The following is a 17,307-nucleotide window of genomic DNA, read 5'->3' as shown; positions in this document are numbered from 1 at the left end:
ATCCTTAAATTCGTTCGATCAGCCGCGGGCGATCAGCGCCGCGTCGGCTTCGACCTTTTCGGCCGCCTTCTGGCGGATCAGCCGTTCCAGCTCATCCACCAGATTGTCATTCGTCAATTTCTGCGCCGGCTTGCCGTCGATATAGATCAGGTTCGGTGTACCACCGGTCAGGCCGATGTGAGCCTCTTTGGCTTCGCCCGGACCGTTCACTACACAACCGATGACCGCAACATCCAGTGGCACCAGCAAGTCTTCAAGGCGCACTTCCAGTTCATTCATGGTTTTCACCACATCGAAGTTCTGCCGCGAACAGCTTGGGCAGGCGATGAAGTTGATACCACGGGACCGCAGGTGCAGGGATTTGAGAATGTCGTAGCCGACTTTCACTTCCTCTACCGGGTCGGCCGCCAACGAGATGCGAATAGTATCGCCAATCCCGTCGGCCAGCAGCATACCGAGGCCCACGGCAGATTTCACTGTGCCTGAACGCAAACCACCGGCTTCGGTGATACCCAGGTGCAGGGGTTGAATGATTTCCTTGGCCAGCAGGCGATAAGCTTCGACGGCCATGAACACATCGGAGGCTTTTACGCTGACTTTGAAATCCTTGTAGTTCAAGCGCTCAAGGTGCTCGACATGACGCAATGCAGACTCGACCAGCGCAGCAGGGGTCGGTTCGCCGTATTTCTTTTGCAGGTCTTTTTCCAGCGAGCCGGCGTTGACGCCGATACGGATCGGGATCCCGCGATCACGGGCGGCATCGACCACGGCACGCACACGGTCTTCACGACCAATGTTGCCCGGGTTGATTCGCAGGCAGTCGACACCGAGTTCGGCCACGCGCAGTGCAATCTTGTAGTCGAAGTGGATATCGGCGACCAAAGGCACTTTGACCAGTTGCTTGATCCGGCCAAAGGCTTCGGCGGCGTCCATATCCGGCACGGAAATGCGCACGATATCGACGCCGGCAGCTTCCAGGCGATTGATCTGGGCTACGGTCGCTGCGACATCATTGGTGTCACTGTTGGTCATGCTCTGCACCGCGATGGGCGCATCGCCGCCCACGGGTACGGAGCCAACCCAGATTTTGCGGGACTCGCGACGTTTGATTGGAGATTCGCCGTGCATGACTTATTGACCTAACTTCAGGCGAGCAGTCTCGCCACTGGTGAACGGAGCGATATCGACCGCCTGGCCGTTGTAGCTGACCTGCGCCCCACGGGCATAGCCCAGACGCACGGAAAACGGTGGTTTACCGCTGACCTCGGCGGTCGAGCCTTTGCGCTTGAGACCGCTCAACAGCACTTTGCCGGTGCCGTCGGTAACCTGGGCCCAGCAATCGGAGGTAAATTGCAGCCGAACCTGACCGGTACCAGCAACTGGCGCCGTCGCGGCAGCCGCAGGCGCTGCAGGAACTACCGGTTTAGTCACAGGCGCAGCAGGAGCTGGCGTCGCAACAACCGGAACAGGTGCGGTGTGAGTTGCAGCGGTCGGTACGCTTGGCGCTACGACGACTGGAGCGCCTGGAGCCGGTGCAGCCGCATTGGCCTGGACTTCAGCCGGCGGCTGGCCCTCAGGCAAAGCGAGACTGGTCGAAGCTTCGGTTTGAGCTTCGACTACCGCTTGATCTTCCGGCTCGTCGAGCGGGTGAATCTGCGTGGTGCCATCGGCCCCTTCGACTTCGACGTGTTCCGGGGTGATTGCAATCAGGTCCTTGGTGCGCAAGGAGGTCTGATCCTGCCACCAGACAAAGCCGCCGCCGATCACGGCAATCAGCAACAGCAGGCTGACGATACGCAAAATGGTGTGGGAAACCCGTACAGGTTCTTCGATGCGACCCAGGCTGTGCACGCTGCTGCCTTGGGCGTCGGTACCGGAGTATTGGTCGAATTGCTGGACCAATACGGCCTGGTCCATGCCCAGCAACTTGGCGTAGGCACGAATATAGCCACGGGCAAAGGTATGCCCTGGCAACTTGTCGAAAGCACCCGTTTCCAGATTGCTCAATGAGCCTACGGTAAGGTTGAGCTTCAGAGCCACTTCCGCCAGCGACCAACCATTGCTTTCGCGGGCCTGACGCAAGGTCTCACCAGGGTTTACGCGAGTCGCTGCTACAACTTCGGGATGCGCCGCTTTCATCATTGCTCCGACAGGTATTGCTGATATTCCGGCGTACCGGGATAGAGTCGTTTTAATTGCAGGCCTGCACTTGCGGCCTTGTCGCGATCTTCGAACACTTTTGCCAGCCGAACGCCGAGCAATAGACTACGTGCATTTTGCTCAGCCAGCAGGCTAAAACGATCGTAGTAACCACGCGCGGGCACATAATGCCTGTCTTCGAATGACAACTCAGCCATTTCCAGCAATGCGCGGGGTTGTTGGCGGTTCAAACGCAGGGCTTTTTCCAGTTGCTGCCTGGCCAGATCACGCTGACCGAGCATTGAAGCAGTCATACCCAGGTTCTCGAAAACCCGCGAGCGCTCAGGATAAAGCGTATCGGCAGCGGCTTGTTCGAAGCGCTGGTAAGCGTCTTCATAACGCTTTTCTTCAAAAAGAAAGCTGCCGTAATTGTTCAGGATACGCGCATCACCGGGACGCGAGGACAATGCCTTGCGAAAATGCTGGTCAGCGAGTTCAGGCTCCATCTCGGCCTGGAACACCAGCCCCAGGGCCGCATTCGCATCGGCGTCCGAGCTATCCAGATCCAGGGCTTTCTTCAACGGAGCTTTCGCTCGCTCGGTCATCCCCTGCTGCAGATACCCAAGACCCAGCTGCACGTATGCCGCACGCGCCTCATCCCGCCCCTTGCTCGTTTTCATCGGACTGAAATCACCCGATGAAACACAACCAGCCGACAGACTGGCGAAAAGCACAAGCAGCGCGACGCGCAGAGACATAGAGATCCTCTCTTAAGTACGATTCGTAGCGCTTTGCGGCATATCAGACTCAGCGTTCAACTCACGCACAGCGATATAACGCTCGCTACGACGGGTGCGATCCAGCACCTGTCCTACCAACTGGCCACACGCGGCGTCGATGTCTTCGCCACGGGTGGTACGCACGGTGACATTGAAGCCAGCGTGATGAAGTTGATCCTGGAAACGACGGATGGCGTTGTTGCTCGGCCGCTCGTAACCGGAATGGGGGAACGGGTTGAACGGGATCAGGTTGATCTTGCAAGGCGTGTCCTTGAGCAACTCGATCATTTCAACCGCATGCTCGACCTTGTCATTGATGTCCTTGAGCAAGGTGTACTCGATGGTCAACACGCGCTTTTCGCCCAGGGACGACATGTAGCGGCGGCAGGACTCGAGGAGCATTTTCAGCGGATACTTCTTGTTGATTGGTACCAACTGGTTACGCAGCGCATCGTTCGGTGCGTGCAGGGACAACGCCAGGGAAACGTCGATGTGCTTGGACAGCTCATCGATCATCGGCACCACGCCCGAGGTCGACAGGGTCACACGGCGCTTGGAGATGCCGTAACCCAGGTCGTCCATCATCAGGTGCATGGCGGCAACGACGTTGTCGAAGTTCAGCAGCGGCTCACCCATGCCCATCATCACCACGTTGGTGATGGCACGGTCGGCGGTTGCCGGGATGCTGCCGAACGATTTATTGGCAATCCACACCTGCCCGATAACTTCGGCGGCGGTGAGGTTGCTATTGAAACCTTGCTTGCCGGTGGAGCAGAAACTGCAATCCAGGGCACAGCCTGCCTGGGACGAAACGCACAGAGTGCCGCGTTTGCCCTGGGGAATGTACACGGTCTCGACGCAGCTGCCAGACGCCACGCGCACCACCCACTTACGGGTGCCGTCGCTGGAGATGTCCTCGCTGACCACTTCGGGGCCGCGAACTTCGGCAATAGCCTTGAGCTTGTCGCGCAAGGCCTTGCTGACGTTCGTCATGGCGTCGAAATCATCGACGCCAAGGTGGTGAATCCACTTCATTACCTGACCGGCACGGAAACGCTTCTCCCCGATTGAGTCGAAGAATTTTTCCATTTCCAGCTGAGTCAGACCCAGCAGGTTAGTTTTTGCAGTCGATGTAGTCATGGATTCACCTTCACTCATAAGCCAATGCTTAGCGAGTGGTTACTTCAGTAGCTGCGAAGAAGTACGAGATTTCGCGAGCAGCAGCGGCTTCGGAGTCCGAACCGTGCACAGCGTTGGCGTCGATGGAGTCAGCGAAGTCAGCGCGGATGGTGCCGGCAGCAGCTTCTTTAGGGTTGGTAGCGCCCATCAGCTCACGGTTCAGAGCGATAGCGTTTTCGCCTTCCAGAACCTGAACGACAACCGGACCGGAGATCATGAAAGCAACCAGGTCGCCGAAGAAACCACGAGCGCTGTGCTCAGCGTAGAAGCCTTCAGCTTCAGCTTTGGACAGTTGCTTCATTTTCGAAGCTACAACGCGCAGGCCAGCTTTTTCGAAACGGGTGATGATCTCGCCAGTCACGTTTTTTGCAACTGCGTCAGGCTTGATGATGGAGAAAGTACGTTGAACAGCCATGGTGTAACTCCAGAAACGGTAATTTGCGAAAAATTAAACCCGCGAATTATACGCGGGTTTAGAGGGATTGCCTAACTGCGTAGGGTGCGTTCAGTCTGCTTCTTCGATCCAGGCAGCTTGAATGGCCTCGAGCACTTTCTCGCCGCCATGCTTGGGATCGTCACTGAAATCCGGCAATTCCAGAACCCAGCGGTGCAGATCGACGAAGTTGACCGAAAGCGGATCAACATCCGGCTTGCTCTCAGCCAGCTGGATCGCGATTTCCAGTACATCAACCCATTTAAGACTCATGACGGTTCCTTGAATCAGTGCGGCGCTTCGGCTGCATGGTTAAGCGAGTATTTCGGAATTTCGACAGTCAGGTCTTCAGTCCCGACGATTGCCTGGCAGGTCAGACGCGACTGCGCTTCCAGACCCCAGGCCCGATCAAGATAGTCCTCTTCCAGCTCATCGGCCTCTTCCAGCGAGTCAAAACCTTCGCGGATGATGCAGTGACAGGTGGTGCAGGCACAGACGCCGCCGCAGGCGCTCTCGATCTCGATATGGTTGTCATGGGCCACTTCGAGGATGGACTGACCGGTCTCAGCCTCTACAACCAAACCGTCCGGGCAATGCTCGGCGTGTGGCAGAAAAATGATCTGCGGCATCAGTTATTCCTCGATTTCATTCAGGTTGCGCCCCGCCAGAGCGGCTTTCACCGTCGAGTCCAGGCGGCGGGCAGCAAAGGCATCGGTCACTTGCGACAGACGCTTGGTCTGCTGCTCGATGGCATAGCCATCGGTGCCTTGCATCAATTCAGTCAATTCTTGCATCTGCAATTCGATAACCATGCGCTCTTCGGCATCGAGCAGGCGCTCGCCGTCGACATCGAGGGCGCCCTGCACCGCTTCGATCAGGCGCTGGGCATCGACTTGCTGCTCACGCAGCACCCGGGCGACCTTATCGTCGTTGGCGTACTGGAACGAATCCTTGAGCATCCGGGCGATTTCGCCGTCAGTCAGGCCGTAGGACGGCTTGACCTGGATACTGGCTTCAACGCCCGAACCCAATTCACGGGCCGCAACGCTGAGCAAGCCGTCGGCATCGACCTGGAAGGTCACACGAATTTTCGCTGCGCCAGCGACCATGGCCGGAATGCCGCGCAATTCAAAACGCGCCAGGGAGCGGCAATCGCTGATCAGCTCGCGCTCACCCTGCAACACATGAATCATCATGGCCGACTGGCCATCTTTGTACGTCGTGAAGTCCTGAGCCCGCGCGACAGGGATGGTGGTGTTGCGTGGAATCACCTTCTCCATCAACCCGCCCATGGTTTCCAGCCCCAGGGACAGCGGAATCACGTCAAGCAGCAACAGTTCGTCGCCCTCACGCTTGTTGCCGGCCAGGGTATCGGCCTGGATCGCGGCGCCAATGGCCACTACTTGATCCGGATCGATCTCGGTCAACGGCTGACGAGCAAACATCTCGGCCACCGCATCACGAATACGCGGAACACGGGTAGAACCACCGACCATGACCACGGCCTGAACATCTTCCAGCTCAATACCCGAATCGCGAACAGCGCGCCGGCAAGCTTTCAGGCTTTGCGCAACCATCGGCTCGATCAGCGCATCGAACGCCTGACGGCTCAATTCGGCACGCCAGTCGCCGTAGACGACTTCGACCGAATCAGATTCCGTCAGCTTTTCCTTGGCGGCACAAGCGGTTTGCAACAGGTTGCGCTGAGCACCTGGATCGAGGTCGGCGGACAAGCCGGCCTGCCCAATAATCCAGCCGGCGATCGCGTGATCGAAGTCATCGCCACCCAGGGCGCTGTCGCCGCCAGTGGCCAGCACTTCGAAAACACCGCCAGTCAGACGCAATATCGAAATATCGAAGGTACCGCCGCCCAGGTCATAGATCGCAACAACGCCTTCGGCGTGCTGATCCAGACCATAAGCCACCGCCGCAGCGGTAGGCTCGTTGAGCAGACGCAGGACATTCAGACCGGCCAGTTTGGCCGCATCCTTGGTTGCCTGACGCTGGGCATCGTCGAAATAGGCCGGAACGGTAATCACCGCGCCCACCAGCTCGCCGCCCAGAGCCAATTCGGCACGCTGACGCAGCACCTTGAGGATATCGGCGGAGACTTCGACCGGGCTTTTCGGCCCTTGCACCGTGTCGATGAACGGCATATGCGATTCGCCATCGACAAAGCGGTACGGCAATTGTTCGCCCAACAGCTTGACGTCGGACAGACCACGACCCATCAAGCGCTTGACCGACAACACGGTATTGAACGGGTCACTTGCAGCAGCCAGTTTGGCCGCCATGCCCACTTCAATGCGATCGGCGTGATAGCGAACGGCAGACGGCATTATGACCTGCCCGTCAGCGTCGGCCAGAGGTTCGGAAAGACCACTGCGCAATGCAGCGACCAGCGAATTGGTAGTGCCCAAGTCGATACCCACAGCCAGACGACGCTGGTGCGGTTGGGGACTTTGGCCGGGTTCGGCGATCTGCAGTAGGGCCATGCTTATCTGGACTTATCTGTATATCAGGCGTGCGACCGAGGCGGCACTGGGTTAATCGTCGAGGCGCTCTTCTAACTGGCGCACTTCGTAGGTGAGCTTGTCGAGGAATTGCATGCGCCGCATCAGGCGTTCGGCCTGTTCACGCTGCACTGCAACATTCCAGCAAGCCGCGAAGCTTTCGTTCAGTTCATCCTGAGCAACTTTCAAGCGACGCTTGAATACCGCAATCCCGGCCAGATCGGCACTGTCTTGCAGATCTTCGAGCTCTTCGCGCCATTGCATCTGCTGCAGAAGAAACTCGGGATCATGCACCGTGACCTCCAGCGGTAGCTCACGACCACCCATGGCGAGCAGGTATCGCGCGCGTTTCGGGGGATTCTTGAGCGTCTGGTAAGCCTCATTGAGGCTCGCGGATTGCTCTAGCGCCAGCCGTTGCTCACGCTCGGAAGCGTCAGCGAAGCGGTCCGGATGAACGCCGCGCGCCAACTCACGGTAGCGCGTAGCCAACTGGTCGAGATCCAGACGGAAACTCGGCTGCAGTTCAAATAAAGCGAAATGACAAAGAGTACCCACGACCAGCCTCAGATGTTGAAGCTTTCGCCGCAGCCACATTCACCGCGCACGTTGGGGTTATTGAACTTGAAGCCTTCGTTCAATCCTTCCTTGACGAAATCGAGCTCGGTGCCATCCAGGTAAACCAGGCTTTTCGCGTCGATGATCACTTTAACGCCGTGACTTTCGAATACCTGATCTTCGGCGTCCGCCTTATCGACAAACTCCAGCACATAGGCAAGGCCGGAACAGCCCGTGGTGCGAACACCCAGACGAATCCCATCACCCTTGCCGCGCCCTTCAAGGGAGCGTCGTACGTGTTGAGCAGCCGCTTCTGTCATGCTGATAGCCATCGGGACTCCTTACTTGATACCAGGATCTTTGAAAACTGATCCCCGGAAAAAACTCAGATCAAGCCTTTCTTCTGCTTGTAATCACGAACGGCAGCCTTGATGGCGTCTTCAGCGAGTACGGAGCAGTGAATTTTTACCGGCGGCAAGGCCAGTTCTTCAGCCAGCTGAGTGTTCTTGATGGTCTCTGCTTCGTCCAGAGTCTTGCCTTTCATCCACTCGGTCGCCAGGGAGCTTGAGGCAATGGCCGAACCGCAACCATAAGTCTTGAACTTGGCGTCTTCGATGATGCCTTGTTCGTTGACCTTGATTTGCAGGCGCATTACGTCGCCGCATGCTGGAGCGCCAACCATGCCGGTGCCGACATCAGGATCTTCTGCGTCCATCTTGCCGACGTTGCGCGGGTTTTCGTAGTGGTCGATGACCTTTTCGCTGTAAGCCATGATTCTTAATCCTCACTCATCAGAGAGTCGCTCTTGAGGCTCTGTAAAAACGCAGTATTCGACAGGTTTACAGAGCCCTTTTGCGGCGACTTATATTCAGTGTGCCGCCCACTCGATTTTCGAAATGTCGACGCCATCTTTGTACATGTCCCACAGCGGCGACAGAGCGCGCAACTTGGTAACGGCCTCACAAACTTTCTTCGCGGCGTAGTCGATTTCTTCTTCGGTGGTGAAACGGCCGAAGGTGAAACGGATCGAGCTGTGCGCCAGTTCGTCGTTGCGGCCCAGGGCGCGCAGAACGTACGAAGGCTCGAGGGACGCCGAGGTGCAGGCCGAACCGGAGGAAACCGCCAGATCCTTGAGTGCCATGATCAGCGACTCGCCTTCAACGTAGTTGAAGCTCAGGTTCAGGTTGTGCGGTACACGGGAAGTCATGCTGCCATTGATGTACAGCTCTTCCAGCTCTTCGACCTGCTTGAAGAAACGGTCGCTCAGGGCTTTGATTCGTACGTTTTCGGCAGCCATGTCTTCCTTGGCTACGCGGAACGCTTCGCCCATGCCAACAATCTGGTGAGTCGCCAGAGTGCCGGAACGCATGCCACGCTCGTGACCGCCGCCGTGCATGGTCGCTTCGATGCGAACACGCGGCTTGCGGCTCACGTACAGTGCGCCAATGCCTTTAGGGCCGTAGGTTTTGTGGGCAGAGAAGGACATCAGGTCGACTTTAAGCTTCGACAGGTCGATCTCGACCTTGCCGGTGGACTGCGCAGCGTCGACGTGGAACAGGATCCCTTTGGAACGGGTCAGTTCGCCGATGGCTGCGATGTCGTTGATAGTGCCAATTTCGTTGTTCACGTGCATGACCGACACCAGGATGGTGTCCTCACGCAGTGCAGCTTCAACCATTTCCGGAGTCACCAGACCATCTTCACGAGGCTCGATGTAGGTCACTTCGAAACCTTCACGCTCCAGTTGGCGCATGGTGTCGAGGACAGCCTTGTGTTCGATCTTGGTGGTGATCAGGTGCTTGCCTTTAGTGGCATAGAAATGCGCGACACCCTTGATTGCCAGGTTGTCGGACTCGGTGGCACCGGAGGTCCAGACGATTTCACGTGGGTCGGCGTTGACCAGGTCTGCGACCTGACGACGAGCGTTTTCCACGGACTCCTCGGCTTTCCAGCCGAATACGTGGGAACGGGACGCCGGGTTACCGAAGTTTCCGTCGACCAGCAGGCATTCACTCATCTTTTGTGCGACACGCGGATCAACCGGGGTGGTCGCAGAGTAATCAAGGTAAATCGGCAATTTCATGGACTATCTCCTAAATCAGGCTGGCTGGCGTGCCGCTAGCTCTTTGGCTGTCATTCGACGGCGGACGCTTCAATCTTGTCCAGACGTGACGCCTTGCCATTACAGCGGCGCTGGTCCTGACGCTGGGCTACTTCTTGCACCTCACGGCGAGTCACAAGGTCAGCCAAGCTGATACCGCTCAGAAATTCATGGATCTGCAGGCTCAGATCGCACCACAAGTGGTGGGTCAGACAGGTGTCGCCGGAATGGCAATCGCCCTGCCCCTGGCAACGGGTTGCATCGACCGATTCGTTCACCGCATCGATCACCTGAGCGACCTGGATTCCCTGCATGTCGCGGGACAGCTGATAGCCACCACCGGGACCACGAACACTGGACACCAGATTGCTACGGCGCAATTTGGCGAAGAGTTGCTCGAGGTAGGACAGGGAGATGCCTTGGCGCTCGGAGATATCGGCCAGGGACACCGGCCCGTTTTGCGCGTGCAACGCCAGGTCAAGCATGGCGGTTACGGCGTATCGGCCTTTTGTAGTCAGTCTCATGGACAGGTACCGCGGAGGTTCGGAATGGAGGCGAGTATGCAATTCCCGAGTATTCAAGTCAACTATAAGACCTAGTGAATTACTCGGGTTTACCCGCAAAAATAGCGCGCGAATGATAGCAAAGTCCGCAGCATAATGGCACGCCAGCGACACGCGGCATTTAGCTGTAGCAGCTGGCGAAGCCTGCGTTCGAGCGCGAAGCGGTCGCAAAACCTGTATGCGAATTCTTCCGGATACACTGCGTCAACCGAATCACGACCGCTTCGCGCTCGAACGCAGGCTTCGCCAGCTGCTACAGAAAACCATGCGGTCAACTGGCCTTGCTTTCATCCTTGTTCTTTACACAGGCGAAGTCTTCTTCGCGCAGTTCGGGCAAGTCTTTGGCGCAGTAATTACTGCCCAGATCCTTGAGCGCACCACACATGCCTTCGAGACGACCGTCTACGGCCTGCAGGTGGTCGAGCAACTGACCAATGGCCCGCGCAATCGGGTCCGGCATGTCTTCGCTGACGCCATAAGCATCGAAGCCGAGTTTTTCCGCCATCGCCTTGCGCTTGGCTTCCTGCTCGTCATCGGACTTCATGATGATCCGCCCCGGTATGCCGACCACCGTTGCACCGGCCGGCACCGCCTTGGTCACCACCGCATTGGAACCAACCTTGGCCCCGGCACCGACCGTGAACGGCCCGAGAACCTTGGCGCCCGCCCCTACCACTACGCCGTCTTCCAGCGTCGGGTGGCGCTTGCCTTTATTCCAGCTGGTGCCGCCGAGGGTCACACCCTGGTAAAGCGTGACGTCATTGCCGATCTCGGCGGTTTCGCCGATCACAATGCCCATGCCGTGGTCGATAAAGAAGCGCCGACCGACCCTGGCCCCCGGATGGATCTCGATCCCGGTCAACCAGCGACCGAAGTTCGACACTACCCGCGCCAGCCACTTCCAGCCCATCCCCCACAACGCCGATGCCAGGCGGTGAATCCAGATCGCATGCATACCGGGATAGCAGGTCAGCACCTCAAACGCATTACGCGCCGCCGGGTCACGGTGGAAAACGCTCTGGATATCTTCACGCAAACGCTCGAACATCATTAATCCTTCCGCTTAAGAAGCTCACCACGGGCCGCTTTTTGGGTTTCCGTGAGGATGCCACGCAAAATATTCATTTCCGCCCGACTGACCGAGCTTCGTCCGTACAACCGACGCAGGCGCGCCATCAAGTGTCGCGGTTTTTCAGGATCGAGAAACTCAATGGCCACCAGGGTCTGCTCCAGGTGCTCATAGAATCGCTCCAACTCATCCATGGTCGCCAACTCGCCACTCTTGGTCGACGCCACTTCTTCCTTCTCGAGCTTGCTCGGCTGGCCTTGCGCCGCCAGCCAGGACATGCGTACTTCATAGCTCAGCACCTGCACCGCCGCCCCCAGGTTCAGCGAGCTGAACTCAGGGTCCGATGGGATATGCACGTGATAATGACATCGCTGCAGCTCTTCGTTGGTCAGGCCGGAATCCTCACGACCGAACACCAGAGCAATCTCGGCGCCCTGCGCCGCTTCTTCGACCACCTTCACACCAGACTCACGCGGATCGAGCAGCGGCCAGGGAATGCGGCGATCACGGGCGCTGGTGCCGAACACCAGATTGCAGCCGACCAAGGCCTCTTCCAAGGTGGTGACGACTTGCGCATTTTCAAGGATGTCCCCGGCACCCGAGGCCCGTGCATCAGCCTCGTGGTGCGGGAACAAGCGCGGTTCGACCAGCACCAGCCGCGACAGCCCCATGTTCTTCATGGCACGCGCAGCCCCTCCGATGTTCCCCGGATGGCTGGTATTGACCAGGACGACACGAATGTTCTGCAGCAAGGGAGGCGCTCTCTGACAGGGAAATGGGGAGCAAATCTTACAGAGCATCAGAGTGTCCCGCCTCAAAAATAACTGTTCACTTTTGACGGCGCTAAATGTCGGCATGCTGCGTTGCCGCTTCTCCCCATAGCAAGCCATGAGTCGGCGCGGCGCCTTGCCTGCCAACATTGACCACTCGTCAAAATATGAACGTATTTCCGAGGCGGGACACACCGTTAAGCTATGAAAGCGAACGTCGACCTTCATCTGTAGAAAGTTTCTGATAGAATGCCCGGCTTTCTTTAACAACCTTAGGTGACACATCCATGCAGCCCATGCTGAATATCGCGCTGCGCGCCGCCCGCAGCGCCAGTGAATTGATTTTCCGCTCCATCGAGCGCCTGGATACCATCAAGGTCGACGAAAAAGACGCCAAGGACTACGTGTCCGAAGTGGATCGCGCTGCCGAGCAGAAGATCATCGACGCGTTGCGCAAGGCTTACCCGACTCACGCCATCCTCGGCGAAGAGACCGGTATGCACGCCGGTAGCGGCGAAGGTGAAGAATACCTGTGGATCATCGACCCACTGGACGGCACCACCAACTTCCTGCGCGGTGTTCCGCACTTCGCTGTCAGCATCGCCTGCAAATACCGTGGCCGCCTGGAACACGCAGTGGTTCTGGACCCGGTTCGCCAGGAAGAATTCACCGCCAGCCGTGGTCGCGGCGCTCAGCTCAACGGTCGTCGCCTGCGTGTCAGCGGTCGCACCAGCCTTGAAGGCGCCCTGCTGGGCACGGGCTTCCCGTTCCGTGATGACCAGATGGACAACCTCGACAACTACCTGGGCATGTTCCGCAGCCTGGTTGGCCAGACCGCCGGCATTCGCCGCGCCGGTGCCGCCAGCCTCGACCTGGCCTACGTTGCCGCCGGTCGCTACGACGCGTTCTGGGAGTCAGGCCTGTCCGAGTGGGACATGGCTGCAGGCGCCCTGCTGATCCAGGAAGCTGGCGGCCTGGTGAGCGACTTCACCGGCGGTCACGACTTCCTTGAAAAAGGCCACGTTGTTGCCGGCAACACCAAATGCTTCAAGGCTGTACTGACGGCCATCCAGCCGCACCTGCCGGCTTCGCTGAAACGCTAAGCATCAGGCAAAAAAAAAAGCACCCTTCGGGGTGCTTTTTTTATGACCAGGATTTGGGTATTAAACTTGCACACCACAACCCCTGCAGGAGCCAGCTTGCTCCGGGCGGCGTTCCGACGATGGACTCAAAGGCGACGCGTTTATTCAGAAAACGCGCGTTATCGGTAACGTATATCGCGAGCAAGCTCGCTCCTACATTATTAGATCCCGAGCATTAGATCCCCAGCGCATTCGCTTACTGGGCAGGCTGGTTCTGACCGAGAATCAGCTGACCGTCTTTGTTGACCGGAATCTGGTTGCCTGGATCACGATCCATACGCACCTTGCCTTCCTTGCCATTCAACGAATACCTCACGTCATAACCCACGACCTTGTCGCTGATGTCATTGACCGTGTTGCAGCGGGTCTGAGTCGTGGTGTAGGTGTCCTTGTTCTGCATGTTTTCCTGGACCTTGTTGCCGGCATAACCGCCGCCAACTGCACCTGCGACGGTGGCGAGCTTCTTGCCATTACCGCCACCCACCATGTTGCCCAACAAACCACCGCCGACAGCACCGATCACCGTCCCCAGGATCTGGTGTTGATCCTTCACTGGCGCCTGCCGGGTCACGGCGACATCCCTGCAAACCTCACGTGGAGTCTTGATCTGTTGTTTGACCGGCTCAACAGCCAGCACTTGCGCATACTCAGGGCCGCTTTTAACCAGCTTATAGGTGGCAACAGCACCCCCGGCAGTAACACCGACAGCACCCAGTACCGCACCAACCAGTAACGACTTGTTCATCATGAACCTCCTGACCATCACAAGCGGGACATGCCCGCGCTTCTCCTAGCCTTGGAGCACAAAAAAAGGCGCGAGTTCAATACTCGCGCCTTTTTGGATGGAGCCAGAGAGACAATTACCCTTATGGGCGGTCGTCGATTTCCTTCTCGGTATTAGCCGGAGGAATCAAATCCTCGGTGCTCAGGCTCAGCCAGATCAGCACCACGTTGGCGATGTAGATCGACGAGTAAGTACCCGCCAGAACACCGATAAACAGGGCGATGGAGAAGCCGAACAGGTTGTCGCCACCAAAGAACAGCAGAGCGGTGATCGCCAGCAAGGTGGAGATCGACGTGGCCATGGTCCGCAGCAAGGTTTGCGTGGTCGAGATGTTGATGTTCTCGATCAGGCTGGCCTTGCGCAGCACACGGAAGTTCTCACGAACCCGGTCGAATACCACGATGGTGTCGTTGAGCGAGTAACCGATGATCGCCAGTACCGCCGCCAAAACTGTCAGGTCGAAGGTGACCTGGAAGAACGAGAGTATGCCCACGGTCACGATCACGTCGTGGATCAGCGAGACAATGGCACCGACCGCGAACTTCCACTGAAAGCGGAAAGCCAGGTAGATCAGGATACCGCCCAGCGCCATCAGCATGCCGAGGCCGCCCTGGTCGCGCAGTTCTTCACCGACCTGCGGGCCGACGAACTCGACACGCTTGACCTGAGCCGGGTTGTCGCCGCCGACTTTCTGCAGCGCTTCAGCCACCTGGTGACCCAGTTGCGGGTCTTCGCCAGGCATGCGCACCAGCAGATCGGTGGTTGCACCGAAGTTCTGCACGATGGCTTCGTGATAACCGGCTGTAACCAGTTGCTCACGCACCTTGGTGACATCGGCCGGACGCTCGTAGGTCAGCTCGATGAGCGTACCGCCGGTGAAGTCCAGGCCCCAGTTCATGCCCTTATGAAAGACACTGAACATTGCCAGTGCGGTAAGGAACAATGTGACGCCGAACGCAAAGTTGCGAACGCCCATGAAGTTGATTGTACGTAACATGGCAGCCCCTTAAATCCACAACTTCTTGAAGTCACGACCGCCGAAGATCAGGTTGACCATCGCGCGGGTCACCATGATGGCCGTGAACATCGAGGTAAAGATCCCGAGGGACATGGTCACGGCGAAACCCTTGACCGGGCCGGTACCCATGGCAAAGAGAATCCCGCCGACCAACAGTGTTGTCAGGTTGGCGTCGAGAATCGCGGTGAATGCCCGGCCGAAGCCTTCGTTGATTGCCCGTTGCACGGTCATGCCGGCCGCGATCTCTTCACGTATCCGCGAGAAGATCAGAACGTTGGCGTCGACCGCCATACCCATGGTCAATACGATACCGGCGATGCCCGGCAGGGTCAGCGTTGCCCCCAGCAGCGACATCAAGGCCAGCAGCATCACCATGTTCACCGCCAGTGCGACCGTGGCAATGACGCCGAAGAAGCGGTAAATAGCCATGATGAACAGCGAAACGAACAGCATGCCCCACAGGGATGCATCGATACCTTTGGTGATGTTGTCAGCACCCAGGCTCGGACCGATAGTGCGTTCTTCAGCGAAGTACATCGGCGCCGCCAGACCACCGGCACGCAGCAACAGTGCCAGCTCGGAAGACTCGCCCTGACCGTTCAGGCCAGTGATGCGGAACTGCGCACCCAGTGGCGACTGGATGGTCGCCAGGCTGATGATCTTCTTCTCTTCTTTAAACGTCTGAACCGGCACGTCTTTCTCGACGCCGTTGACCACTTGCTTGACATAAGTGGTGACCGGACGCTGTTCGATGAAGATCACCGCCATGCTGCGACCGACGTTGCTGCGAGTCGCACGACTCATCAGCTCGCCGCCGTGGCCATCCAGACGGATGTTCACTTCTGGTGTGCCATGCTCGCCGAAGCCCGCCTTGGCGTCAGTCACCTGGTCACCAGTGATGATCAGGCCACGCTCGATCAGCGCTGGAGGACGCTTGCCTTCACGGAACTCGAACTCCTCGGAAGTGGCTTTCGAAGCGCCAGGCTCAGCCGCCAGACGGAACTCAAGGTTGGCCGTCTTGCCGAGGATTCGCTTGGCTTCGGCAGTATCCTGCACGCCCGGCAGCTCAACCACGATACGGTTAGGCCCCTGGCGCTGAACGATAGGCTCGGCAACACCCAGCTCGTTGACGCGGTTACGTACCGTGGTCAAGTTCTGCTTGATGGAGTATTCACGGATTTCCGCCAGCTTGGCCGGGGTCATCGCCAGACGCAGCACCGGCTGACCATTGAGGTCGGCTGGAACAATGTCGAAATCTTTGAAATTCTTGCGAACCAGTGCACGGGCCTCTTCGCGGGAAGCATCATCACTGAAGCCCAGCTGAATGGCACCGCCGAGTTGCGGCAGACTGCGATAGCGCACACGCTCTTTACGCAGCAGGCTCTTGACGTCGCCTTCGTAGACTTTCAGGCGTGCATCGAGGGCTTTTTCCATGTCCACTTCCAGCAGGAAGTGCACACCACCAGACAAGTCAAGACCCAGCTTCATCGGGTGCGCGCCAAGGCTGCGCAGCCATTTTGGCGTGGTCTGTGCCAGGTTCAGTGCAACGACATAGTCATCACCCAACGCCTTGCGCACGATGTCTTTGGCTGGAAGCTGATCTTCCTGCCTGTTCAGACGCAACAGGCCGCCCTTGCCGTTCGCGGCCAGGGAGGAGGCCTTTACAGTGATCCCGGCATCGGCAAGCGCTTTGCTTACGCGATCCAGATCGGCCTGATTGACCTGCAGCGCAGTACTTGCGCCACTGACCTGAATGGCCGGATCGTCAGGATATAAATTGGGAGCGGAATAAATAGAGCCGATCGCCAGCACCGCCAGGATCAGTATGTATTTCCACAGAGGGTATTTGTTCAGCATCACGCCGCCCGCTTATGACGCGGGGCGCCTTGCGCGCCCCGTCGATTGGTAAAAGATGAAACTTAGATCGCTTTCAGCGTGCCTTTTGGCAGCGTGGCAGCGATAGCGCCTTTCTGGAACTTCAACTCTACCGAGTCGGAAACTTCGAGAACAACGAAATCATCAGCTACTTTGGTGATCTTGCCGGCGATACCGCCAGAGGTCACAACTTCGTCACCTTTTTGCAAGTTACCGAGCAGGTTCTTCTGCTCTTTGGCGCGCTTGGCCTGTGGACGCCAGATCATCAGATAGAAGATGACCAGGAAGCCGACCAGGAAAATCCCCGTCGTAAAGTCGCCACCCATAGGGCCGGCAGCAGGTGCAGCGGCGTCAGCCATCGCATTAGAGATAAAAAAGCTCATTTAG

Annotated in this window: 20 protein-coding genes; 1 reads left to right on the top strand and 19 read right to left on the bottom strand. The window is 57.8% G+C overall.

Annotation, left to right across the window (positions count from 1 at the left end; all coding sequences use genetic code 11):
* Nucleotides 1–18: 18 nt before the first annotated feature.
* The 15 genes from ispG to trmJ form a co-directional block, all read right to left on the bottom strand.
* Nucleotides 19–1,128: a flavodoxin-dependent (E)-4-hydroxy-3-methylbut-2-enyl-diphosphate synthase gene (ispG, locus tag AC07UI_RS07780; RefSeq protein ID WP_494991932.1), complete on the bottom strand. Its 1,110-nt coding sequence runs from the start codon at nt 1,126–1,128 to the stop codon at nt 19–21.
* Between the two features lie 3 nt (nt 1,129–1,131).
* The gene (locus tag AC07UI_RS07775; protein ID WP_494991931.1) at nt 1,132–2,139 is read right to left on the bottom strand and encodes a RodZ domain-containing protein; all 1,008 of its coding nucleotides are present in this window, start codon (nt 2,137–2,139) and stop codon (nt 1,132–1,134) included.
* Entirely contained in the window at nt 2,139–2,897 is a 759-nt protein-coding gene (gene pilW / locus AC07UI_RS07770) for a type IV pilus biogenesis/stability protein PilW (protein WP_494991930.1), read from the bottom strand. Before pilW ends, AC07UI_RS07775 begins: the two co-directional genes overlap by 1 nt.
* 12 nt (nt 2,898–2,909) lie before the next feature.
* Nucleotides 2,910–4,058, bottom strand: a complete 1,149-nt coding sequence (gene rlmN / locus AC07UI_RS07765; RefSeq protein WP_494991929.1) for a dual-specificity RNA methyltransferase RlmN — start codon at nt 4,056–4,058, stop codon at nt 2,910–2,912.
* Between the two features lie 28 nt (nt 4,059–4,086).
* Complete coding sequence (gene ndk / locus AC07UI_RS07760; protein WP_347901853.1) at nt 4,087–4,512, bottom strand: nucleoside-diphosphate kinase; 426 nt, start codon at nt 4,510–4,512, stop codon at nt 4,087–4,089.
* A gap of 90 nt (nt 4,513–4,602) precedes the next feature.
* Nucleotides 4,603–4,803 carry a Fe-S cluster assembly protein IscX gene (gene iscX, locus AC07UI_RS07755; protein WP_419118411.1) on the bottom strand — a complete coding sequence of 67 codons (201 nt, stop codon included), beginning with the start codon at nt 4,801–4,803 and terminating at the stop codon, nt 4,603–4,605.
* Between the two features lie 14 nt (nt 4,804–4,817).
* A complete protein-coding gene (fdx, locus tag AC07UI_RS07750) occupies nt 4,818–5,159 on the bottom strand; it encodes an ISC system 2Fe-2S type ferredoxin (protein WP_494991928.1) in 342 nt (113 codons plus the stop codon).
* Nucleotides 5,160–5,162: 3 nt separating this feature from the next.
* Entirely contained in the window at nt 5,163–7,025 is a 1,863-nt protein-coding gene (hscA, locus tag AC07UI_RS07745) for a Fe-S protein assembly chaperone HscA (RefSeq protein WP_494991927.1), read from the bottom strand.
* A 51-nt stretch (nt 7,026–7,076) separates the two neighbouring features.
* Complete coding sequence (hscB, locus tag AC07UI_RS07740) at nt 7,077–7,598, bottom strand: co-chaperone HscB (RefSeq protein ID WP_494991926.1); 522 nt, start codon at nt 7,596–7,598, stop codon at nt 7,077–7,079.
* Nucleotides 7,599–7,606: 8 nt separating this feature from the next.
* Nucleotides 7,607–7,930, bottom strand: coding sequence for an iron-sulfur cluster assembly protein IscA (iscA, locus tag AC07UI_RS07735; RefSeq protein ID WP_494991925.1), 324 nt, complete (start codon nt 7,928–7,930; stop codon nt 7,607–7,609).
* 53 nt (nt 7,931–7,983) lie between these two features.
* Nucleotides 7,984–8,370: a Fe-S cluster assembly scaffold IscU gene (gene iscU, locus AC07UI_RS07730; protein ID WP_003443374.1), complete on the bottom strand. Its 387-nt coding sequence runs from the start codon at nt 8,368–8,370 to the stop codon at nt 7,984–7,986.
* A gap of 96 nt (nt 8,371–8,466) precedes the next feature.
* Nucleotides 8,467–9,681, bottom strand: a complete 1,215-nt coding sequence (locus AC07UI_RS07725; protein ID WP_494991924.1) for an IscS subfamily cysteine desulfurase — start codon at nt 9,679–9,681, stop codon at nt 8,467–8,469.
* 50 nt (nt 9,682–9,731) lie between these two features.
* Nucleotides 9,732–10,223, bottom strand: coding sequence for a Fe-S cluster assembly transcriptional regulator IscR (iscR, locus tag AC07UI_RS07720; protein ID WP_494991923.1), 492 nt, complete (start codon nt 10,221–10,223; stop codon nt 9,732–9,734).
* A gap of 310 nt (nt 10,224–10,533) precedes the next feature.
* Nucleotides 10,534–11,310 (bottom strand): serine O-acetyltransferase, encoded by a 777-nt coding sequence (gene cysE, locus AC07UI_RS07715; protein ID WP_494991922.1) that lies wholly within the window; start codon nt 11,308–11,310, stop codon nt 10,534–10,536.
* A 2-nt stretch (nt 11,311–11,312) separates the two neighbouring features.
* A complete protein-coding gene (gene trmJ / locus AC07UI_RS07710; protein WP_494991921.1) occupies nt 11,313–12,083 on the bottom strand; it encodes a tRNA (cytosine(32)/uridine(32)-2'-O)-methyltransferase TrmJ in 771 nt (256 codons plus the stop codon).
* A 305-nt stretch (nt 12,084–12,388) separates the two neighbouring features.
* On the opposite strand from trmJ, the gene suhB reads away from it, so the two are divergent.
* On the top strand, nt 12,389–13,204 hold the full coding sequence (gene suhB, locus AC07UI_RS07705; protein WP_494991920.1) for a type III secretion system regulator SuhB: 816 nt from the start codon (nt 12,389–12,391) through the stop codon (nt 13,202–13,204).
* 235 nt (nt 13,205–13,439) lie between these two features.
* Here suhB and AC07UI_RS07700 read toward each other — a convergent pair whose 3' ends face one another.
* The 4 genes from AC07UI_RS07700 to yajC all read right to left on the bottom strand — a co-directional run bounded on the left by AC07UI_RS07700 (nt 13,440) and on the right by yajC (nt 17,303).
* Entirely contained in the window at nt 13,440–13,988 is a 549-nt protein-coding gene (locus AC07UI_RS07700) for a glycine zipper 2TM domain-containing protein (RefSeq protein WP_494991919.1), read from the bottom strand.
* Nucleotides 13,989–14,109: 121 nt separating this feature from the next.
* The gene (gene secF, locus AC07UI_RS07695; RefSeq protein ID WP_494991918.1) at nt 14,110–15,024 is read right to left on the bottom strand and encodes a protein translocase subunit SecF; all 915 of its coding nucleotides are present in this window, start codon (nt 15,022–15,024) and stop codon (nt 14,110–14,112) included.
* A gap of 9 nt (nt 15,025–15,033) precedes the next feature.
* Nucleotides 15,034–16,902 carry a protein translocase subunit SecD gene (gene secD / locus AC07UI_RS07690; RefSeq protein ID WP_494991917.1) on the bottom strand — a complete coding sequence of 623 codons (1,869 nt, stop codon included), beginning with the start codon at nt 16,900–16,902 and terminating at the stop codon, nt 15,034–15,036.
* Nucleotides 16,903–16,964: 62 nt separating this feature from the next.
* On the bottom strand, nt 16,965–17,303 hold the full coding sequence (gene yajC / locus AC07UI_RS07685) for a preprotein translocase subunit YajC (protein ID WP_494991916.1): 339 nt from the start codon (nt 17,301–17,303) through the stop codon (nt 16,965–16,967).
* Nucleotides 17,304–17,307: the final 4 nt, after the last annotated feature.

It is taken from the genome of Pseudomonas sp. GW821-FHT04C07, from assembly GCF_059420325.1.
This window is presented reverse-complemented; position numbering and strand designations above follow the sequence as displayed.